Source organism: Verrucomicrobium spinosum DSM 4136 = JCM 18804, from assembly GCF_000172155.1.
GTDB lineage: Bacteria > Verrucomicrobiota > Verrucomicrobiia > Verrucomicrobiales > Verrucomicrobiaceae > Verrucomicrobium > Verrucomicrobium spinosum.
This window is the reverse complement of the sequence record NZ_ABIZ01000001.1, coordinates 3,717,388-3,738,547: the sequence shown is the minus strand read 5'-3', so window position 1 is coordinate 3,738,547 and position 21,160 is coordinate 3,717,388. Positions and strand designations below refer to the sequence as shown.

General features: G+C 59.8%; 15 protein-coding genes. 6 read left to right on the top strand and 9 right to left on the bottom strand.

The features are described 5' to 3' along the window. Positions 1-30: 30 nt before the first annotated feature. The 7 genes from VSP_RS15005 to VSP_RS14960 are packed head-to-tail and all read right to left on the bottom strand — an operon-like array spanning position 31 to position 8,857. On the bottom strand, positions 31-2,169 hold the full coding sequence (locus VSP_RS15005) for a hybrid sensor histidine kinase/response regulator (RefSeq protein WP_081452556.1): 2,139 nt from the start codon (positions 2,167-2,169) through the stop codon (positions 31-33). Between the two features lie 46 nt (positions 2,170-2,215). Further along, entirely contained in the window at positions 2,216-3,838 is a 1,623-nt protein-coding gene (locus VSP_RS15000) for a methyl-accepting chemotaxis protein (RefSeq protein WP_009961598.1), read from the bottom strand. A gap of 33 nt (positions 3,839-3,871) precedes the next feature. After that, positions 3,872-4,447, bottom strand: a complete 576-nt coding sequence (locus VSP_RS14995) for a chemotaxis protein CheW (RefSeq protein WP_009961596.1) — start codon at positions 4,445-4,447, stop codon at positions 3,872-3,874. Then, positions 4,437-5,903: a CheR family methyltransferase gene (locus VSP_RS35555; RefSeq protein ID WP_009961594.1), complete on the bottom strand. Its 1,467-nt coding sequence runs from the start codon at positions 5,901-5,903 to the stop codon at positions 4,437-4,439. The genes VSP_RS14995 and VSP_RS35555 overlap by 11 nt, the downstream gene beginning before the upstream one ends. Next, positions 5,900-6,415, bottom strand: coding sequence for a chemotaxis protein CheW (locus tag VSP_RS14970; protein ID WP_009961592.1), 516 nt, complete (start codon positions 6,413-6,415; stop codon positions 5,900-5,902). Before VSP_RS14970 ends, VSP_RS35555 begins: the two co-directional genes overlap by 4 nt. Positions 6,416-6,461: 46 nt before the next feature. Next, positions 6,462-8,090: a hypothetical protein gene (locus tag VSP_RS14965; RefSeq protein ID WP_009961590.1), complete on the bottom strand. Its 1,629-nt coding sequence runs from the start codon at positions 8,088-8,090 to the stop codon at positions 6,462-6,464. Next, positions 8,087-8,857: an ABC transporter ATP-binding protein gene (locus VSP_RS14960; RefSeq protein ID WP_009961588.1), complete on the bottom strand. Its 771-nt coding sequence runs from the start codon at positions 8,855-8,857 to the stop codon at positions 8,087-8,089. Before VSP_RS14960 ends, VSP_RS14965 begins: the two co-directional genes overlap by 4 nt. A gap of 159 nt (positions 8,858-9,016) precedes the next feature. Between VSP_RS14960 and VSP_RS14955 the strand changes: the two genes are divergently transcribed. The 4 genes from VSP_RS14955 to VSP_RS14940 all read left to right on the top strand — a co-directional run bounded on the left by VSP_RS14955 (position 9,017) and on the right by VSP_RS14940 (position 16,373). Beyond that, positions 9,017-10,174 carry a Gfo/Idh/MocA family protein gene (locus tag VSP_RS14955; protein ID WP_009961586.1) on the top strand — a complete coding sequence of 386 codons (1,158 nt, stop codon included), beginning with the start codon at positions 9,017-9,019 and terminating at the stop codon, positions 10,172-10,174. Positions 10,175-10,397: 223 nt separating this feature from the next. Further along, on the top strand, positions 10,398-13,715 hold the full coding sequence (locus VSP_RS35550; RefSeq protein WP_009961584.1) for a DUF1553 domain-containing protein: 3,318 nt from the start codon (positions 10,398-10,400) through the stop codon (positions 13,713-13,715). A gap of 33 nt (positions 13,716-13,748) precedes the next feature. Continuing rightward, positions 13,749-15,200 (top strand): DUF1501 domain-containing protein, encoded by a 1,452-nt coding sequence (locus tag VSP_RS14945; protein ID WP_009961583.1) that lies wholly within the window; start codon positions 13,749-13,751, stop codon positions 15,198-15,200. Between the two features lie 180 nt (positions 15,201-15,380). Then, on the top strand, positions 15,381-16,373 hold the full coding sequence (locus VSP_RS14940; protein ID WP_009961580.1) for a sugar phosphate isomerase/epimerase family protein: 993 nt from the start codon (positions 15,381-15,383) through the stop codon (positions 16,371-16,373). Between the two features lie 156 nt (positions 16,374-16,529). On the opposite strand, the gene VSP_RS14935 is transcribed toward VSP_RS14940, so the two are convergent. After that, the gene (locus tag VSP_RS14935; RefSeq protein ID WP_009961577.1) at positions 16,530-16,970 is read right to left on the bottom strand and encodes a hypothetical protein; all 441 of its coding nucleotides are present in this window, start codon (positions 16,968-16,970) and stop codon (positions 16,530-16,532) included. A gap of 580 nt (positions 16,971-17,550) precedes the next feature. Here VSP_RS14935 and VSP_RS39485 point away from each other — a divergent pair. Continuing rightward, a complete protein-coding gene (locus VSP_RS39485) occupies positions 17,551-18,408 on the top strand; it encodes a hypothetical protein (RefSeq protein ID WP_009961575.1) in 858 nt (285 codons plus the stop codon). 352 nt (positions 18,409-18,760) lie between these two features. Here the strand turns inward: VSP_RS39485 and VSP_RS14925 are convergent, their stop codons facing one another. Continuing rightward, the gene (locus tag VSP_RS14925; protein ID WP_009961574.1) at positions 18,761-19,585 is read right to left on the bottom strand and encodes a TlpA family protein disulfide reductase; all 825 of its coding nucleotides are present in this window, start codon (positions 19,583-19,585) and stop codon (positions 18,761-18,763) included. A gap of 75 nt (positions 19,586-19,660) precedes the next feature. On the opposite strand from VSP_RS14925, the gene VSP_RS14920 reads away from it, so the two are divergent. Beyond that, a complete protein-coding gene (locus VSP_RS14920; protein WP_009960198.1) occupies positions 19,661-20,914 on the top strand; it encodes an IS4-like element ISVsp5 family transposase in 1,254 nt (417 codons plus the stop codon). Positions 20,915-21,160 lie beyond the last annotated feature (246 nt).

The window sequence follows — 21,160 nt, the reverse complement described above, 5'->3', positions numbered from 1 at the left end:
GATGTTGGGAGACAGGTGGTCAAAGCCGGTTCAGACCAGCTGTCGTATGGTATCAAGCAATTCGCGGTGGTCGAAGCGCTCCTTCACGATATAAGCATCGGCACCCAGGGCCAGACCGCGCTCCTGATCCTCACGGCTGTTCAGGGAAGTGACCAGCACGACGGGCAGATCAGCGAGGCGGGAGTGATTCTTCATCGCAGACAGCAGTTGGAAACCGTCCATCTCAGGCATCTGAACGTCGGACACCACCGCATCCACCGGATCCGCCCTGAGCATGTCATAGGCGGCTTTTCCATTCACAGCCACCCGTACTGCGTAGCCGGCAGCTTCCAGGATGGATTTCTGAAGCGTACGGGCAGTGAAGGAGTCGTCCACCACCAGGACGACCGGCTTTTTTCTGACCGTCGCCGCAGGCTTCTCTTCGCGCAAAGTGGCTCCAAGGAAACGTTGCATCAAACCCGGAAGATTGATGACCAGAGCCACTTCGCCCCCTTCCAGAAAAATGGCACCTGAGAAGTGCGGCGACAACGAAGCCGGATGCGGCAGGGCCTTGATGAGGGCACTGGTCTCACCCACGAACTCCTCCACATTGAGAGCCAGGGGTCGATCCCCTTTCAAAACCGCCACGAGCAAGTGACCGTCCTCATGACGAACCAGACTCGGCGGCAACCCGCACGCAGGCCCCAGCGTCACCAGGGGGACGGGCCGTCCTTCATGCATGATCACGGAGCGTCCTTCCACGGTGTGCACATTCGTCACCCGATGCAGCGAATCCAGCCCACGCATGCCCAGCGCAAAGGTCCGCCCCGCCGTACGCACCAGCAGGAGGCGATGGGTGGACACACTTACAGGCACTTCCACGATCAACTGACAGCCCCCTCCCGGGTTTTGCAGCATGCGTGCAGAGCCCTGCAACTGGGTGGCGCGGTCTTTCACCACGGACAGGCCAACTCCCCGCCCCGAGACACGGGTGACCTCCGCCGTCGTGGAAAAACGTGGCTCAAAAAGAATGTCCAGCCACTGGAAGTCCTCCAAGTTTTCGGCCACCTCTGGAGTCACCAGACGATTACGCAGCGCCTGCGCACGCACTGAAGAAAGATCCACCCCCTGGCCATCATCCGAGACCGAAAGCCTCAGCACCTGTCCGATTACCTCAATGTCCAACCGGACCGCTCCAGTCTCATCTTTCCCCGTCGCTCGACGTCTGGAGGGCGACTCGATCCCATGCGCCATCGCGTTCCGAAGAGCGTGCATCACGGGATCCTTTAGAGATTGCAGCACGGCACGATCTGCTTGCAGTTCGCCACCGTTGATTGTGAAATCCACTTTCTTCCCGGTCTCGGCCGCCAGATCACGCATCATCTTGGGAAATCCCTCAAAGACGGTGTTGATGGGGACCATCCCAATGTGACGCACTTCTTCCAACTGGCGCTCGCCCAATGTACGCAGAGACCATCCCGCCTGCTGCTGCTGCAATCGCACACGCTGGAGCTGCTTGCTCAGCGCCACCAGGCCAGCGTGCAGTTCTGCCGGACCCGCCGTATTGCGGTCACTGGATCGCCGCAGCGCCTCGGTTTGCTCAAACAACTCTTCCAGTTCACGGCCCAAGGCCTCCTGCCTTGAGGCCTCTGCCACGAGTTGTCCACTGGATTGCAACAGCCTGTCCAGATGACCTGCATGGATCCTCAAGCTGTCGTGCCCGCCCCCGCCCGTCGGCACCGCCTTTTTGGCAACAGGCAGGCGGTCTCCGGGCTCAAGCTCGGAATGGGACGCCACTTCAGGCTCCTGGTTCACGAAAGACTCTGTCGGCGTCATGCTCGCATCGGTGCCCAGGCCGGTTGCCCCGCTGCATTCCAGAATCATGAGGTCATCCACCTCATCAATAATCTGGATCATCCGTTCTTTCGCGGCGTCATCCGCCGGAACGTGCCTTTTGGCCACTTCAGAAAGCAGGCTTTCAAGATCATGCGCCAGATGTTCTACATCCAGAAGATCACAGACCCGCGCCCCACCCTTCATGCTATGGGCCATGCGGAATGCCTCATCGAACAAGGGCCCCTCCGCCAAGGGCCAGGCCTCCACCAGCGAGCGGAGCACGGCGACCTGCTCACGATATTCCAAACGGAACGCCGCGAGCACACGCTGTTGGATGTCAGAAGAGGACGACACGAAGGAGCTTCAAAATTCGGAACCGAATGAAGGGGGAGAGCAGCAATTATAGCTGATACTTGCCAACCGCCATGCGGAGCTGGATGCTGAGTTCGTTGAGATTGCCCAGCGCCTTCTCAAGCTGGGCGGTCCCAATGGCGGTCTGCTCAGCCGCCTGCCTGATATCGCGCATCCCCTGCGTCACCTGGTCAAAGCCTATCTGCTGCTGACTGGTGGCCCCTATGATTTGCTGGAACGCGTGCACACTTTCCACTGTCGTCTGCGTCATTTGATGAATGGTCTGCTCTGTCACCTGGGCCTGCTGCCTTCCGGAATCAGAGCGCTTCACCGCCTCCTCCGTGAGCATCACCGTGCTGTTGATGCCCCGTTGGATTTCTCCAAGAATCCCCCCCACCTGCACCGTGCTTTCCTTGGCTCGCTGGGCGAGGTTGCGCATTTCGCCTGCCACCACGGCAAACCGGGTGCCATGCTCCCCGGCGCTGGCCGCCTCGATGCTGGCGTTGAGCGCCAGAAGGTTGGACTGGTCAGAGATCTCGTTGACGGTGCTGATGATGTCACCAATCGCCTGAGTCCGCTCGCTAAGCCCCACGATTTTCACCGCCACGTCCTCCACTTGCTGACGGATGCCCTCCATGAGCTTTGTGGTTGCCTGCACCGCCCCCACGCCAGACTGGCTGGCGGCAGAGGTGGCCTCCGCACTGGCGGCCACCTGCTTGGCCTTGTCCGCAATCTCTGCACCGGACTGCGTGATTTCCTGCATTGTGGCCGAGACTTCTTGCACCGTCGCCGCCTGCTCCTTGGTACTGGAAGCCTGCTGTTGAGTGGAGGCCAGGATTTCCGCCGCAGCGGAGTTGATGTTCCCCGTGACTCCCAGGATCTGGCCACTCAGATCTTTAAGGTTGATCACCATGTTGTCGAAGGCGTCTCCCAACTGGCCCAGTTCATTGCGGCTTGCGATCGCCGCTTTCTCCGTGCGTAAATTGCCACGGGAAACGTTGTCTGCCAGATTCACCAACCGCTGTAGTGGCCCGGTAATGCTCCTCGCCACCAGCCAGCTTATCAGGAAACCCAGTGCGCCTACGATCACCGTGATGAGCACCTCCTTGGAGACCAGCTCCCGCGACTGTTCCTGCAACAGTTGCGTGTACCCTTTGTTAATGACGATGCCGAGGTCCTGAATCTCAGCCTCTCGTTGCAGCAGACTGGTCAGCAGCGGAGCGAAGTCAGGCGCGGTCTTTTCCATGGCCACGAGACGGTCCGTGTCATCGATGGAGACCGTGATGAGCTGGGCCTGCTTCAGCAGATTGTCACGTACAGCGCCCTCTGGGGCGGGGGGCACCTCCACCATCTCCGGCCGGTTCAGGCGCTCAATCACCTCCCCACCATTGAGCAACCCTTCCTGTGTGCCCACCCAAACCTTCCGCACATAGTCCAGCTTCTCCCGGGTCGTACGCTTCTCCATTAGCAACAGGGCCGTGGAAAAATGCTGCTGTTGCAAGGTCCGCTGACGCCCTACCAGCTCAAGTACGAGAAATTTGTCCTGCTGACTGTCCAGCGTACTGACAGTGAAATAGAGGATCGTTGCCAGGGCTCCGAGGAAAAACAGCGGAATGAGAGTGAGTTTGGTGCCGACCTTGAGATCACGCCAGACGTTGGGAGAGGAATTCATGGACAAGGGTATAGATGGTAAACTTAAAACGTCTTAGGCGGGAACAAGACTGTAAAAGGGTTCAAGAACAACATTCGCGTCCAAGAGGACCCCCAGCCTTCCTGCGGCCTCGAATACATTGTTTTCTTTTACTTCTTCCGGTGCCAGATGGACAAACCCGAGCACTTCGTGACAGCCCAGAGCCAGGCGCAGTGAAGGATGGCGGAGCACCGCTCCGCGGGCAAACCCGGAGACATCACCCCCACTCGTCTTGAGATACGGATATGGGTTGCAGAGACTGACCAGTTCACTCCGCACGTTTACGACACCTAACAGCGCGTCATGAGCGTCCGGCACAGCAGCCCAATGTTGGAAACTGATGATCTGGGAGACTTGGGACGCGTCCAGGCCAATCACTGAATCCCCCACGCGCAAGAGAAGCACTTGCTGGGTGCCCTCCTGGTTTGACCTCCCCGTTTCCTTTTTTTCCGCCAGGGCGGCAGCACGGCGCAGCAAAACGGCCTCCCGCTCCTCCGTCCCTGGCTCAAACGCCCGCTGCAGGGTGGCCTCTGCCTCTTTCATGCGCTGCCTTACCAGCTCCCAGTTGATTCGTTCTGTCTCAGGCTTCATGTGTCGAGGTGCCTCCATGGTAAGGTTGCAACAGGGCACGCAATTCTCCAGCGGTCAATCCATCTCCCCAGGGGAGCACCGTCACCCCATCCTGGCGGGAGATCAACCGGCGCGCATTCTGGAAACTCCGGCCTGCGAACTCTCCCAAACCAAGCTGAACCAGTCCCAGATAGTAGTGGGCGACAGCCAGATCGCGGCGCAGGTACAGACTCCGTTTCAGAGCTTGCCGCGCCTTTACCCATTCTCCCAGTTGAAACAACACCAGTCCCAACTGGAAGTGCGCCCCCTCATGAAGGGGCTGCGCAGCCGCGAGGCCCTCTGCAAGTTTTCTGGCGGCTACCAGGTCACCAGAGTCCGCCGCCTTGGATATTTCCTGAATCTCCGGCAGTCCTTCCAACACTGGCTTCGGTTGCAGGACGGGCTCTGGAGCGGCTGGTCTGGACTGGGCAGCAGCGGGAAGCCAATTCGGAACTTCCGCCTTCTTTGGCATTGCCTGCACCTGCGCATCCGCAGGAGGAGATAGTTTGGCGGAAGTGCGGGCTGTGCCGGGCACCGCATTCGGAGAAAAAATCCCGCCCCCTTTCCCATCTGCGGCCCGCTGGTACAGCACCGCCCCGGGCGCATTGATGGTCTGGAAGGCGCGGAAGATCTCCGTATGAGGCTCCGCATGCCCCACCGCCAGCCAGCCACCCGGCACCAGACTGCGGTAAAACTGGTCCGCAAGCCGCCGGTTGGTCGCCGTGTCAAAATAGATGATGACGTTCCGGCAAATGATCAGGTCCAGGCCGCTCAGCTCATGCTCGATGGACGGAAATTTGTCTTGAACCAGATTGTGATGCCGAAAGGTCACTGCCTCACGATACAGGTCATTGATCCGCCAGCGGGCCCCCACCCGGTGGAAGGTGCGTTGGAGCAATGCTGGGTCCATGCCTCTAAGCGCCCACGTGTCATAGACACCGGCACGGGCAAGAGCGAGGAATCGCCGATTGATGTCCGTCGCCACAATCTTGAATGACCAGTTCCGCGCGGCATCCCCCAGCAAATCATGCAGCAGGATGGACAGGGAGTAGGGTTCCGCGCCTACAGAGCAGCCCGCACTCCAGATGCGGATGGATCTGAGGGCAGCGCGCCTCTGGATGAGGTCTGGCAGCACGTGATCTCGCAAGGCATGGAACATCTCCAGGTGCCGGAAGAAGAAGGTCTCTCCAATGGTCAACTCTTCTACCAAACGGTCCAATGCCGGACCTCCCCGGCGGTTCAAAACCTCAAGAACCTCCCGAGCTGGCCTGCCACCCAGTTCCTGGCAGCGTCCGACGGCAGTCGCGAGGTCGCGATCCTTGTCGGCATAGTATGACAAGCCGGTGGTGGAGATGATCCACTCCTTCAATTTTTGAAACTCCGGATCGCTGAGCAGGCCAGACACCCCGGGATCCGCCATGGGTTCCGCCGCGCTCATGCCTCCTGCTCTGCCAATTCAAAAGCGTTCTGACGAAGCTTTTCACGAGTCGTCAACTGCCGCAGACGGAGATTTTCACCTTCCAGCAGCACCTTGGACGGGCTGAGCAGCACGATCGACATCGCCGGAGCCGGGCGGGCCACGACCCGGTCTGCACAGTTGTTAAGCACATGATCCGCCGGAAGCCGCACGGTCTGAGCGGCCTCGTAGCGCAAGAGTTCCACCCCTTCGTCTGCCAGCCAGGCCACGCTCAATTCACCCAGGCGGCCCACGACGATGCGTGACTGTAGCTGCTCCTCTGGATCCCAGTCCGCGTTCCGCAATGCGAGTTGCAGCACACTCTCGAGTCGAAGGACGGGCACCATTTCACCACGCAGATTGAGGAACCCGCGAAGCGCAGGTGGCGTCTCTGGAGGATGCACCAGGCGCACGCAGGGCAGCACCTCCCGCACGTGACGAACATCGATCCCCAGCAAGACGCCACAGAGGGAAAATGTCAAAGCGGAGGGCATGTGCGCAAATCAAAAATAGACGGGGTGACGCTCATCAACACGCCCTTCAACGGATGTCAGGCTCATGTTGGTTGCTCCTTTTTTTGCTCAAGCCATCAATTTTGCGGACGAGAACCAGATAGATCAACCCAACCACGACCACCTGCCCCACCAGTGCCAGGGGAAACACCCCCACCTTCATCGTCCCCCACCCGGCCATGGCCACAGCAGAGGAAACTCCCATCACCACCATCATCGTCAGGCACCCCCATCGGGCTTGATCCCGGGCATCATACGGGGTCGCAAACGGACGCCACTCATTCACCAAACCCGGAACAAGGGACCACACGGGCAGCATCACCATGTTGGGCAATAGAAGAAACAGCCACTTGCTGATTCCATGGGTGGCGAGCACGACCATCAAGAGCAGAGCAATCAATGGCATGGCCAGCAGGACCAGGACCGCTTTCCTCGCTCCATGAAACAAGGGTTGCCAGCGCCCTTCCGGCGAAGACTGGAACAGCTCCGCTGCCCGCCAGTTTTCGCTATACGCCAGCATCTGCATGGCCATCAGCGGCAACCAACCCATGTAGATTCCCGCCAGGGCCACGTCCACCCCGCCCCCGCGACCTGCCCGCCCAGCAAGCAGAAACACCAGGGGCAACGCCAAAACCTGGGCGATGCCAGGGTATAAACGCAGCTTCGTCTCCCGATCACGAAACATATAAGCTGCCGTGAGGATGAAGCTGCTACGCTCCACTGGGTGGGCCAGCCAGCGCCGGAGTGGAAGTGTGCCGACCATCCGACGGATCCACCACGCCTTGCCTGTTGACTTCATTTCAGGTGCCCCCTGCTCATTGAGCAGAGCCAGTCCCTCCCCATAGCTCGCAGCGAGCCGGTGCATGCCGAGCCACCCCACCAGCAGCGTCGCCAGCACGCCCACTCCAGCAGCCATCATCATCCACAGCTCGGACTGATGTGCCGCGAGCACGGCATCCATCGCCCCAAACCACGTGGGCGGCAGGAACAGCAACCACCATGCGCGACGCATTTCTTCCAGATTCACCTCCCCCAGGAGGCGGAAAGACTGGCTCCCCATCACCAAGACCACAGTGAGGAGCGTCTGAAACGTGGTCATGATGTTGTCCAGCCGGTCCCTGCCAAACCACCGCAAACACACCTGATACACCACCACCAGAGCCCCGGCGCAAAAACCGATCATCCCGCCCAGCGAGACTAGATGGGCCAGAGGAAACCACCAATGGGCATCCCGCAGCCACAATCCGGCCACCATGCCGGGGAGATTCAAGGCCAGCGCCATGATGGCCGTCACCCCACACAGCACACTGGTTTTGGCATGGAGCAGTTCCTCCGCCGTCACGGGGCGGTGCAAAAGAATCTCTGACTCCTCCCGGTTGAACAGCACGCTCCCTGCAGTGGCCACCAGATGCATCACCACGAGGAAGAGGGTGGCCCCATGCAGCATCACGGAAAATGTCAGGACATCCACCTCCCTGATGGCCAGACAGGGGGCGAATCCCACCAGCAGATAGAACCCCAGCGTTCCCAGCATGCTATGCCGGTTCACGGTGCCTTCCTCGCCCCGCTTCCGGGAGGTGGCACGCCCCCGGAAGAACAGGGTCCAAAAGAGGCGTCGCAAGACCTTTCCGTTGCTCTGGCTCGCAGAGGTTTTCATGAACGCAGGGACCGGGCAAACGATTCAGCACGCTGTTCGTGATCGTGCGCGCCCGTCAGGCGAGTGAAGAGCTGCTCCAGGCTGGCCGCGGCATGCTCCCGGATCAGGTTCTCCGGCGAGCCATCCACCAGCAACCTCCCTTGGTGAATGATGGCCACCCGGTGGCACACGCGCTGCACCACATCCAGGATGTGCGAGCTGTACACAATCGTTTTGCCCTCGCGGGCCAGGGTCTCCAGCAGCGCCTTGAATCCCACTGCGGCATTGGCATCCAGCCCGTCCAGCGGTTCATCCAGGAACACCACCTTGGGTTGATGCAACAGTGCAGCGGTGATCACCACCTTCCTGCGCATGCCCTTGGAGTAGGCACCCAGCAGTTTATTCTCCAACGTATCCATCCCGAGCTCAAAGAACTCGATAAATCGTGCCACCCGCTCCACAGCGGCGCTTTCCTCGATCCCGTAAAGAGAAGCCACCATCAGGAGATACTCCATGCCGGTGAGTGACTCGTACACCGCACCCGAATCGGGCACGAACCCCAGCACCCGCTTTGCCTCCACAGGCTCCAGCGTGATGTCCCGCCCGGCGATCAGCGCCGTGCCGTCATCCGGCTTGAGCAAACCGGTCACCATCCGCAGCGTCGTGGTCTTTCCCGCCCCGTTTGGCCCTAGAAGACCGACGATCTGACCCGCCGGAACTTCGAGCGACAGATGATCCACCGCTGTTTGAACGCCATAGCGCTTGGTCAGGCCTCGGAGGGAGAGCATGGCTTCAAATACAGGGATAAGCTTTCAGGGAAAAGGCAAAAGTAGCCCCCTCTGGCAGAAGCCGCCCAAACCCCGCGAGATCTCGCCTTTTTGCTTGACCCTAATCCCTTGCCCCTCTTCCCTGTTCCTTCTCTCACCTCACACACTATTTACCCATCCATGAGCAGAAAAATTCGTTACGGCATGGTCGGTGGCGGTCGCGGCGCCTTCATCGGCGGCGTTCACCGCATCGCAGCCAACATCGACGGCCAGATTGAGCTGGTCTGCGGCGCTTTCTCCTCCGACCCCCAAAAGTCCAAAGATTCGGGCAGCGACTTCTTTCTCCCCGCTGATCGCTGCTACGGCAGCTTCGAGGAGATGATCCAGAAGGAGGCCGCCCTTCCAGAGGGCGAACGCATGGACTTCATCTCCATCGTGACGCCAAATCACATGCACTTCCCCCCGGCGAAGGCGGCGCTGGAAGCTGGCTTCCACGTGCTTTCCGACAAGCCCGCCACCCTCTCTCTGGCAGAGGCCAAGGCTCTGGCAGACATCGTCAAGAAGTCCGGCCGCCTCTACGGCCTGACCCACAACTACACGGGCTACCCCATGGTGAAGCAGGCCCGCGAGATGGTTCACGACGGGAAGCTTGGCAAGATTCGCAAGGTGGTGGTCGAGTACCCGCAGGGGTGGCTGGCCACGCGCATTGAAGCCTCTGGCCAAAAACAGGCCGAATGGCGCACCGATCCCAAGCGCTCCGGTGCGGCAGGCTGTATCGGGGACATTGGCACCCACGCCGAGAACCTCGCCGAGTACATCACCGGACTGCAGATCAAGGAACTCGCCGCAGACATCACCAGCTTCGTGGAGGGCCGCGCCCTCGATGACGATGGCAACGTGCTGCTCCGCTTCGACAACGGGGCCAAGGGCGTGCTGCACGCCTCCCAGATCAGCGTGGGCGAAGAGAACAACCTCAACATCCGCGTGTATGGTGAAAAAGGCGGCCTGGAATGGCACCAGAACGAGCCGAACACACTCCTGGTGAAGTGGATCGACCAGCCGATGCAGGTCTATCGCACCGCCAACGGCTACCTCGGCAAAGCCGCCCTGGCCGCTGGCCGCACACCGCCCGCCCACCCGGAAGGTTACCTTGAGGCCTTTGCCAACATTTACCGCAACTTCGCCGCCCATATCCGCGCGGAGCTGGAAGGCAACACGCCGGATTCCTTGGTGCTCGACTACCCGAAAATCGAAGACGGCGTGCGTGGCATGGCGTTCATCGAGGCGGTGGTCAACTCTTCCCAGAACAACGCAGCTTGGACCTCGGTTAACGCCTAGTTCCCCGGCGAGTTATTACGGCATCTGCACCTCCTTGAAGGCACCGTCTCTCCAGACGGTGCCTTCTCTGTTTTCCGGTTCAGCGGCCTGAGGTTGCGAAAGGCCTCATCTGCCCTATCCTTCCCCCGCATGGCTGGCAAAACCAGGGGTCCATGAGCACCCCTTCATTTGCCTCCCCACACTCCTCAAACAAACATGGCGGGTGCGCCGCCGGACCTCTGTCATGCCCAATCTTTTGCCTCCACCCACACCCGCCCTGGCGAGGTGGTTCGGGCTCGCCGTGATCTTGACAGGAGGCTGCGTTCAAGCCGCAAGCGGCAGTCCCATCAGCTTTAATTTTCAGGTGCAGCCCATCCTTGCGGGCAGTTGCTACCAGTGCCACGGCCCAGATGAAAAGCAGCGAAAGGGAGACCTTCGTCTCGATGTGCGTGCAGACGCTCTCAAAGACGGGGCAATCGTCCCCGGCAAGCCAGAGGCGAGCTCGCTGATTGAGCGCCTCTTTTCCAGTGATGAGGATGAGGTGATGCCGCCGCCGGACTCCCACAAGACCATTGACGGTCCCCAGCGGGAAGTGCTGAAGCAATGGATCACGGAAGGGGCCGTTTACGAGCGGCACTGGTCCTTTACCCCGCCCAAGTCTCACGCCGTTCCCCAGCCGAAGGCGGCAGACGCAAAGATTCTGGAGACCTTTCCCCTTACCAGCCCGGTGGATGCCTTTGTCCTGAATCACCTCAGGGTCAAAGGTCACGAGCCCGCCCTCCCCGCCTCGCGGGAGCGCTGGCTGCGGAGAGTCACTTTCGACCTCACCGGCCTGCCGCCTTCCCTCGTGGAATTGGACGCTTTCCTGGCTGACACGTCACCGCAGGCCTATGAGGCCGTGGTGGACCGCCTCCTGGCCAGTCAACGGTATGGGGAAAGGATGGCTTCCGACTGGCTGGATGCTGCCCGCTACGCGGATTCGTATGGACGCCACGAGGATGCTGAAAGCATCGTCTGGCCGTACCGGGACTGGGTCATCCAGGCCTTCAATGACAACCTGCCGTATGACGAGTTTATCGTCCAGCAAACCGCCGGCGATCAACTGTCCGTCCGCCCCCGGACGACAGAGGTACTGGCCACCGCTTTCAACCGGCTGGTGCCGCAATCGAACGAGGCGGGAAGCAACGAGGAAGAGTTTCGCCAGGAACACGTAGCGGACCGGATCAAGACCAACTCGACTGCGATCCTGGGGCTGACCCTGGAGTGCGCCCGCTGTCACGACCACAAGTACGATCCCCTCACTCAGCGGGAGTACTATCAGATGGCAGCCTTTTTCAATAATATCTCTGAGCTCGGTCTTTTCCCCCGGCAGACCGCGGGCATCCCCGCTCCAGGATTGCTGCTCATGAGTCCATCGGACGAGGAGCGCAATCTGCAAATGCTACAGGAGATCAAGCAGGCAGAAACTGCGTGGGACAACCTTCAGGGCAACAGTCGTGAACGCTACCGCGAGTGGGTGGAGGACCACGGCCCTCCACCCCCAGCAGCCCCGGTGGCACACTACGAGTTCGAAAGCGTGGGCGATAGGAAACGCGGCCAGCGGAAGATCTTCTCCGACACCCTGCACCCGGACAAGAACACCGGCGTGGCGCGTCAATCCATCGAACCCAGCGAAGGGGTCCGCGGACTCGGCCTGAGGTTCGAGGATGACAATGGTGCCAGGTTTCCTCATGTCGGCGTGTTCCGGCGGTCGGACCCTTTTTCGATTGCCATCTGGATCCGTCCGGAAGAGTCGCAGAACCGTGCGGTGGTGATCCATCGCACCCGCAGTGGCCTGGATGCCGCCAGCCGCGGCTACGAGCTGCTCCTTAATGATCTCCACCCCGAGTTCTCGCTGAGTCACTACGCGCCCGGCAACTCCATCCGGATTCGATCCAAGGTGGCCATCCCGCTGAAGGCATGGACGCATGTCGTTGCCAGCTATGACGGCTCCAGCCGCTCGGCTGGGCTGCGACTGTACATCAATGGCAAAGCGGTCGAGGCGGAGGTGATGTCAGATCACTTGTATCGAGATATCCTGTACCGTCCCGAATGGGGCGACTACGATGCCGTCCGGCTCCAGGACAATATCGATGAAGAAGATGTCGCCCTCACGATCGGCTATCGCCCCAACGACAAGATCATCAAGAACGCCACGTTCGACGATTTCAAGATCTTCGACAAGACGCTGTCCCCCAAGGAAGCCGCCCTGTTGGCCCTACCTCCCCAGCCGCCCAAGAAGCAGGAAGAGCGCGGCTTCCTGGCTGGCATCTGGTATGGCCTGACGCATCCATTTGTGGGCCGGGCCCCGGATGCCACCCCCTCACCTGACGCCGGGTATGAAGCCTGGCTGAGAGATCAGGACCCGCAGGGCCAGGCGGCGCTGAAGAAACTACACGAGCTGCGCACCGCCCAGGACAATCTGGTGAATCAGGCCAGAGAGATCATGGTCATGCGTGAGATGGAGCCGCGCCGTCCTACTTATGTGCTGGCGAGAGGACAGTTCGACCAGCCCGGAGATCAGGTATTTCCAGAAACCCCCGCGAGTATTCTGCCGTTGCCCGCAGAGTTTCCCCGCAACCGTCTGGGCCTCGCCCGCTGGTATGTGGACAGACGAAACCCGCTCACCGCCCGCGTAGCAGTCAACCGCATCTGGCAGGTGTTCTTCGGGCGCGGCATTGTCGGGACCTCTGAGGACTTTGGCATCCAGGGCGAACTGCCCACCCACCCGGAATTGCTGGACTGGCTGGCGACCGACTTCATGGACCATGGCTGGAACGTAAAACGGCTGTGTCGCATGCTCGTGCTCTCCTCCGCCTACCGGCAGTCCTCCACGCCCCTTGATCCTCAGTTGCTGCAAGATGACCCGGACAATCGTCTGCTGGCCCGCGGCCCCCGCCACCGGCTCGCCGCGGAGATGATCCGGGACAACGCACTCGCCATCAGCGGCTTGCTTGTTCCAACCATGGGCGGGCCTCCCGTACGCCCCTATCTGCCGGACAATCTCTACGAGGATTCCGGCGTCCAGATCCACTACAAGCAGGATCATGGCGAGGCCTTGTGGAGACGCAGTCTCTATACCTTCTGGAAGCGCACCCTGCCGCCTCCCACCATGACGATCTTCGACGCGCCCAGTCGTGAGTTCTGCCTCACCCGGCGGGACACGACCAGCACCCCCATGCAGTCCCTGGCAATGCTCAATGCACCGGAATTTGTGGAAGCTGCTCGCACGTTGGCGGAACGCCTAGTCAGAGCCCATCCGCAGGATCGGACCGCCCGGGTCACCGAGGCCTTCCGGCTCACCTCTAGTCGCAGCCCTCGACCCGGAGAGACCGCCGTTCTTCTCAAGCTGCTGGAGGAGGAGCACCTCCACTACAGCCAGACTCCGCAGGACGTTGAAGCGCTGCGCACAAAAAATGGCGAGCATCCGGCGGATGCGAGCCTGCCCTCCGTAGAAGTGGCCGCCACGACCATGGTGGTCCGCGTTTTGCTCGGCAGCGAGGAGGCTTTGTTGAAGGAATGACCCGCCCCACCCCCAACCTTCTTTCCCCCAAACATGACTTCCTCCCCCCGTTCCCTTAACCGCCGTCAGATGCTGGCGCGCACGGCCTTGGGCATGGGCGGAATGGCTTTTGCAGATCTTCTGGCGGAGGAAACAGGTTCCGTACGCCCCCTTGGCGCAGTACGCTCTGGCAGCCCCGGTCTGCCGCACTTCGCTCCTCGGGCAAAGCGGGTGATCTGTCTCTTCATGAGCGGGGGCATGACCCATCTGGAGACCTTTGACCACAAGCCGCTTCTGAATGAGCGCGTTGGGCAGGAACTGCCGGACTCCTTCAAGAAAGGGCGCTCCGTTCTGCTGGGCATGTCGGGCAACCAGGCCAAGTTCCCTCTTGTTGGCTCCTGGATCCCCTTCCAGCAGCACGGCAAATCCGGAGCCTGGCTCAGCGACGCCTTCCCCCATCTGGCCAAGATGGCGGATGACATGTGCTTCATCAAGTCCATGCACTCGGACGCGGTCAATCATGATCCGGCCATGACCTTCATGAGCACGGGAGCCCAGCTCCCAGGGCGCCCCAGCATGGGTGCCTGGCTCAGCTATGGCCTGGGCAGCCTGAATGACAATCTACCTTCGTTTGTGGTGCTCATTACCAAGGGAGCGGTGGACCAGCCACTCTCCACCCGGCTCTGGGACAGTGGTTTCCTCCCCACTCAGAACCAGGGCGTGCAGCTCCGGGCCGCCAAGGATCCCGTGCTTTTCCTGAGCAATCCTGCGGGCATCACGGAGGCCAACAATCGCCGCGCCATACGAGCCTTGCAGGAACTTCAGGCCCAAAGCGATGCACCCGAGGCTGCGCTTCAGGCGCGCCTGGAACAGTATGAAATGGCCTTTCGCATGCAGACCTCCGTACCCGAGGTGACGGACTTAAGCCAGGAAACGGACGCCGTGAAGGGGCTATACGGGCCTGAGGTCTCCACTCCGGGAACGTTCGCGGCCAACTGCCTCCTCGCCCGTCGTCTGGCCCAACGCGGGGTGCGCTACATTCAGCTCTACCAGCCCGGCTGGGACATGCATGGCAACATCCTGCGGGACTTCAAAGGCCTTTCGAGCCGGGTGGACCAGCCTGCCGCAGGGCTCCTGCAGGATTTGAAGAATCAAGGCATGCTGGATGACACGCTCGTGGTCTTCACCTCGGAATTCGGTCGCACCTGCTATTCTCAAGGCCGCCTCCGTGGCACCGGGTCCCAGATGGAATACGGGCGCGAGCATCACCGGGATTGCTTCAGTTCCTGGCTCGCTGGCGGCGGGGTCAAACCCGGTGTGAGCTACGGTGAAACGGATGAACTGGGCTTCGGCGTGGTCAAGGATCCCGTACACGTCCACGACCTGCACGCCACCATGCTGCACCTGCTGGGGATCGATCATGAGCGCTTCACCTTCCGCTTTCAAGGCCGTGACTTCCGGCTCACGGATGTCGCAGGCAAGGTGGTCACACCGATCCTGGCGTAGCCCCTACCGGCCCTCCTGGAGTTTTATCGTTCGACTGCCAGCTTTTGGCACTCGTCCGCCGTTTCCGGGGTGATTTCCCACTTGTCGCGGCCGTTTTCCCTTTGCCAATCTCGCAGCCCCATGACAGCATCGCTGGCTCGAAAGTACCAAATCTGAACGCTTCTTTACAAGACACTGATTATGGCCAGACCCGTCACTCTCTTCACCGGCCAGTGGGCCGACATCCCTCTGGAAACTCTGCTCGGCAAGGTCAAGACCTTTGGCTACGATGGCGTGGAACTTGGTTGCTGGGGTGACCACTTCGAAGTCGCCAAGGCGGACCAGGCTTACTGCGATGCCAAACGCGCTCTCATTGAGAAGGCTGGCCTCAAGTGCTTTGCCATCTCCGCCCACCTCGTGGGTCAGGCTGTCTGTGACAACATCGACGAACGTCACAAGCAGATCCTCCCCGACTACATCTACGGTGACGGCGATCCCGAAGGTGTGCGCCAGCGGGCCGCAGAGGAGTTGATCAAGACGGCACACGCTGCCAAGCGCTTCGGCGTCAGCGTGGTCAACGGCTTCACTGGCAGCAGCATCTGGCACCTGGTTTACAGCTTCCCGCCTAACCTCCCCAGCCAGATCGAAAACGGCTACAAGGACTTCGCCAAGCGCTTCACCCCCATCCTGGACGAGTTCCAGAAGCTGGGCATCAAGTTCGCTCTTGAAGTGCACCCCACCGAAATCGCCTTCGATATCGCGAGCGCAGAGCGTGCCCTTCAGGCCGTGAACTACCACCCTGCTTTCGGCTTCAACTATGACCCCTCCCACTTCGGCTACCAGGGGGTGGACTATGTGAAGTTCATCTACAAGTTCAGCGACCGCATCTTCCACGCCCACATGAAGGACGTGGCCTGGGATCTGAGCAACGACACCGGCGTCTTCGGCGGTCATGTGGACTTCCACCGCCCCAACCGCTACTGGGACTTCAAGTCCGTGGGTCGTGGCGACATCAACTTCGAGAAGATCATCCGCGCCCTCAACGACATCGACTATGCTGGCCCGCTCAGCGTCGAGTGGGAAGACGGCGGCATGGACCGCGAGTTCGGTGCCACCGAGTCCGCCGCCTTCGTCAAGGCCCTGGACTTCCCGACCTCGAAGATCATCTTCGACGCCCAGTTTGCTGAGAAGTAAGGCTCAGGGATAATTCCTTCCGATTGGCAATCTCCCACCCAAGACGAGGGTGCGCCCAAAATAGGGCGCACCTTTTTTTGATCCGGCGCCTTTAACAGGCATTTTGAGGAGACAGAGGACAATCGTAGCTTTGTGCCAATACTCCCTTGCCCCCCCTCACTTCCCTATCCTTAGTGAGGAGCCTATCAGCTTGAACAAAGGTTCGAACTCCTTGATACGATCCTCCGCATTGAGCTCGCCATCCGGATCCAGGGTGTTGATTTGAAAGTTGATCTTGTAGTTGCCCGTGAATACACGGATCGCCTGTCCTGCGCGGATTGATTTCATGCCGGATTGTTCGTACGGCTGTCGGCGCGTAAACACTGCAATCGGTCTTCCGTTAAGTTTGGTCTTGGTGAAAGAGGTCAGCTCGATGCCCAAGCCAAACTTCTTGTAGTCCGCACGAAGGAAGTCCTCGGTGAAGCGCCGGTACGCCTCCTCTTCCCCCATGGGTATGGGATCAACAAAGGATTTAATTGAGAGGAGAACACTGACAGTCATCCAGAGGTCCCCGTAGCCGTAGTTGCTGCGAAACACCATCATTTCAGGGTTTGCCATCTTTCCCTGTTTTCAGCTCATCGGGATGTCAAACTCCACACGCGGCCCGCGTTCATTTGTGTGGACGATCGGCTTCAGGTAGCCCTGTGACATCTCCTTTTCCGGATTTTCCAGGAACGGCTTGTAATTTTGAGTTCATGGACGAGACGAGCACACCCTACCCACGTAACCTGTAATTTGCAACCACATGGCGCAAATGTCGGGAGGTGTCTCCGTCGACAACCGGATATCAGGCTCCATCGACAACCCTGCCCGCTCACCAGCGTGTACGCCGCCTTCAATGCGCGCCCCATCCATAAGAAGTCCATCAATCCCAAGCGGCCGCTCCAGCCCGCCACTGGCAAGCAAGGCGATGGACAATGCCATCTAGGGCTGGCATTGTAATTGCGTCCTGGTCTCAAGTAAATGAATGGGCCAAGCATCTCGCCGACGAAAAATCATCAACCCGCCAAGCTTAGGCGTCCGCCTGAAGAACTGTGTTCGAATTTCACTTGGCAGGACGCTCCATTTTTGCGAGTCTTTGATGGTATCCGTCCTTTGGCACAAACCAACAGGCAGTAGAACCTCCCCTTTTCATCTTATGGGACACTCTATTTTCGGGATCATCGGACCAGCCGACCTCGTCACGGATTACGCCGCCAGGCATGACTTGCACCGTCCCACACCACTTGCGAAGCATGATCTGGTCTTTCTCCCGCTGAGTGACGAGCACCTTGATGACCTCTTTCCCGATCCCTGTGTCCACGATGACGAGTTGATCTACCTGTGCTCTGGAATCAAGGATACGCTCAGCGAGCTCTCGCAACACGGAACCGTCGCCTGGATCGAGACGACGTATATCGGCGGCTTCGGTGAACAAGGCGCCACGGTCTATCAGAATGGAGGTTGCATCATGCCACCTACGGTCGCCTTCCGCGGCCCGATCTCCCACGCCCTTCAGCTCATGGGTGTGTCCAAGCGCGCTGATGACATCGACGAATTTGCTGCGGTGGGACTTTGTGAACACCGCGAAAACGACGACTGGATCGCCGCGGTAAACGGCAAAGATTTTTGGAGACCTTATCCCACTTTCCTGTCCGGCCATCCGTTGATCGACACCACCGATGAACTTCAGGAGGAGCAGGAGCTCCAGCGGGCCAATCCCGGGACTTTCTCCCTCGGTGCATGCATGATTGGCACTGCGTTGAACCTCTTGGGATGCTTGCTCATGGCCGGGGTGCACATCGTGGACGGGATGATCACCTTCGCCGGGGCCGCAGTGACTCCCGCAGGCAGTCTGCTGACTTGGCTTTGGTCTCCAGTCGCCATGGCCGCCTACACGTTCTTCGACGCCCCACCGAACCCGGCCTCCCCTGAGTTTGCCCTCGTCTCCGCCATTAGCTTCGGCGTCTTTGTCGGCTTCTTCGTGGCCAAGATCAAGCGGCCTTTCTTTGCCTGAACCGGGCCATCAGCCAAGTTCCAAAAGACGCCCAAAGCCTGGCGACGAAGTCGCTGTGGAGTGCGTGCGTAAAGCGCCGCCTTCGCCTGCCTGCTGCGCACGTGCCGGGATGAGATGTACCGCAGAAGCAAGGACAACCCTCCCTGCTACCGCCCTGCTCACCTCACCAGGTTCGAGGAATCCAATGAAGGTCCGCGACCCACCAGACTGCTGCAACTCCTTCGGAGTAGATCCGCCACAAAGTCTTTGAAGAGCAACCGAACCGGACTCCTGGAGCACCATCGTCTTGAATGAAAAAGCTGAGACCGGGTGCCCGATCTCAGCTGACATTCACCTGCTCTGCGACCAGGTGTTACTTCTTGGCAATCTCCTTTTCAATCGCTGCCGACAGTTCTTCGCCGCGGAGGTCTTTACCCGCGATCTTCCCTTCACGATTCAGCAAGAAGGTGGCCGGAATACCCTGAATGCCGTATTTCCCGGAGACCTCGTTCCCCCAGCCCTTGCCATCGAAGTATTGGGGCCATGTCATCTTGTGCTCCTTCAAGAAAGCATCAAGCGCGGCGCGGTCTTGATCGAGACTCACGCCAATGATCTCCAGGCCCTGGTCGTGGAACTTTTCATAGGCCTTGATCACGTTCGGCATTTCGTGCACGCACGGCCCACACCAGGTGGCCCAGAAGTCAATCAGGACGACCTTGCCCTTCAGACCAGCCACGGACAACGGCTTACCCTCCAGGTCTTTCACTTCGAAGGTCGGAAACTCAGCGCCTTCAACGAGCTTCTTGCTAATCTCCTTCGCGGCTTTGCCCCGCTCGATCGCCGCAAGCACTTTGTCCACCTGTTGACCCGGTTTGGTTTCGGGGTAGTCAGCTTTCACCTGCCCCAACAATTTGATGGCTGTGATCTCGTCTTCGATGATCTGCGCATAGAGCATCGCCTTCATCATGGCCACGTTGGCCACTTCGTCTGTCTTTTCATCCTTGTGCTGCGCCAGCAGTGCATCAAAGGCTTCGATCTCTGGTTTGAGGTCCTCAGCGGTGGACTTGCCTGCGGCAGCCTTCTGCTGCACCTGACCGACGATCTTGACCATTTCTTCCTTGATGGTCGCCCCCATCATACAGGGAGCCAGGGTGAGCCCGGCCAGAGCGGCAAGCACGAGTACAAATTTGGATTTCATAAAGGGGATACACAGCCGTCCCACAGCGAAACAAAAAGGTGACTGGCGGCCTACCCCACACAGGGTAGGCCTGAGATGAAATTCAAACCAGCCAAAGTCATTGGAAGCGTTCTGGGGCAGCTTTGCAAGCTCATTCCCGGGCACTTGGTCGCGAACCTCTGCGCTCAACACCACCACGGCAGCCAGCCGCGCACCTTCAGTTCCTGGAGTCACGTGGTCAGCCTGCTCTACGCGCAACTGACACACTCCATCAGTCTCAACGATGTGTGCGACAGCTTGAGGCATCATGCCGGGGCCCTCGCTGCCATCCGCGGAGCGACACCGCCAGCCCGCAACACCCTGTCCCATGCCAATAAGAATCGGGACAGCGACCTGATGGAGACCCTCTTTTGGAAGATGTTGGATCATCTCCAGCATCGGCACCCCGGGTTTGGCCTGCGCTATGAAGGACTGCCCCGGCGGTTTAGACGGGCCATCTACGCCATCGACTCCAGCACCATCGCCCTGGTGGCCAACTGTATGAGTTGGGCCAAGCACCGGCAGCGCAAGGCGGCGGCCAAGCTCCATTTGCGTCTCAACCTGCAAACCTTCCTGCCAGCCTTTGCCATCATCGAAGAAGCCTCTCATCATGATGACTCGCGCTCCCGCGCGCTTTGTGCCAGCCTCAAAGACGGGGAAATTGCCTTGTTTGACAAGGCTTACATCAACTTTGCCCACCTCTGGGAGTTGACCGGGCGGGGCATCTTCTGGGTCACCCGTGCCAAGGACAACATGAGCTACCGGGTGACGCGCAAGCTCCAGGCACGGCCGCAAGGCAAGGTGCTGCGCGATGACCTCATTGTGCTCAAAGGAGCCAGGAGCCTTTCGCAACATCCCGGCCCGCTGCGCCGGGTGGAGATGCTCGTGGAGCTTGACGGCAAGGAAGTGCGCATGGCCTTTATCACCAACCAGACAGAATGGGCCGCCAGCACGGTAGGAGAACTCTACCAGAGCCGCTGGGGCATTGAAGTGTTCTTCAAGCAGATCAAGCAAACGCTCTGCATCTGTGATTTTTTGGGACATAGCAAAAACGCGATCCGCTGGCAGCTCTGGGCGGCCCTGTTGCTCTATGTGCTGCTGCGGTTCCTGGCACAAGTATCGGGCTGGCCGCACAGCTTCACCCGCCTCTTCACGATGATCCGAGGGGTGACTTGGAGCCGGGTGGATCTGCTCAGATTGCTGGCGTTCTATGGGACAGCAGGCGGTCCATGGAAGATGCGAGCCAGCCCGCAAAGCGTGTATCTGCCTGGGCTGGAGCCCCCCGTCTATGGGACAGCAGGCGTCGCATAACGGAGCAGGACCGCCCCGTTTGAGAAATCACTTTCGCAAAAGGCACTTCAAAACATCACCAACTCAAGCCTCTGGCGCTGCTTTTGCAGGGCTATGGGATGACTGTGAAGGGGATACTGATTGTCTGAAGTCCCGCCAAGACGGGCTTCTCCACGAGCCGTCGTGCTCGGGAAAAATGGCACTATACGAGGAATCCCTGCCGGGCTCACGCCAATTCAGGATGGGCACCCAAATTCGGGGGAGGTG

Coding starts and splice junctions, on each gene's coding strand:
- VSP_RS15000 (WP_009961598.1), bottom strand. CDS start 3,838: ATGAATTCCTCTCCCAACGTCTGGCGTGATCTCAAGGTCGGCACCAAA.
- VSP_RS14995 (WP_009961596.1), bottom strand. CDS start 4,447: ATGAAGCCTGAGACAGAACGAATCAACTGGGAGCTGGTAAGGCAGCGC.
- VSP_RS35555 (WP_009961594.1), bottom strand. CDS start 5,903: ATGAGCGCGGCGGAACCCATGGCGGATCCCGGGGTGTCTGGCCTGCTC.
- VSP_RS14970 (WP_009961592.1), bottom strand. CDS start 6,415: ATGCCCTCCGCTTTGACATTTTCCCTCTGTGGCGTCTTGCTGGGGATC.
- VSP_RS14965 (WP_009961590.1), bottom strand. CDS start 8,090: ATGAAAACCTCTGCGAGCCAGAGCAACGGAAAGGTCTTGCGACGCCTC.
- VSP_RS14960 (WP_009961588.1), bottom strand. CDS start 8,857: ATGCTCTCCCTCCGAGGCCTGACCAAGCGCTATGGCGTTCAAACAGCG.
- VSP_RS14955 (WP_009961586.1), top strand. CDS start 9,017: ATGAGCAGAAAAATTCGTTACGGCATGGTCGGTGGCGGTCGCGGCGCC.
- VSP_RS35550 (WP_009961584.1), top strand. CDS start 10,398: ATGCCCAATCTTTTGCCTCCACCCACACCCGCCCTGGCGAGGTGGTTC.
- VSP_RS14945 (WP_009961583.1), top strand. CDS start 13,749: ATGACTTCCTCCCCCCGTTCCCTTAACCGCCGTCAGATGCTGGCGCGC.
- VSP_RS14940 (WP_009961580.1), top strand. CDS start 15,381: ATGGCCAGACCCGTCACTCTCTTCACCGGCCAGTGGGCCGACATCCCT.
- VSP_RS14935 (WP_009961577.1), bottom strand. CDS start 16,970: ATGGCAAACCCTGAAATGATGGTGTTTCGCAGCAACTACGGCTACGGG.
- VSP_RS39485 (WP_009961575.1), top strand. CDS start 17,551: ATGGGACACTCTATTTTCGGGATCATCGGACCAGCCGACCTCGTCACG.
- VSP_RS14925 (WP_009961574.1), bottom strand. CDS start 19,585: ATGAAATCCAAATTTGTACTCGTGCTTGCCGCTCTGGCCGGGCTCACC.
- VSP_RS14920 (WP_009960198.1), top strand. CDS start 19,661: ATGAAATTCAAACCAGCCAAAGTCATTGGAAGCGTTCTGGGGCAGCTT.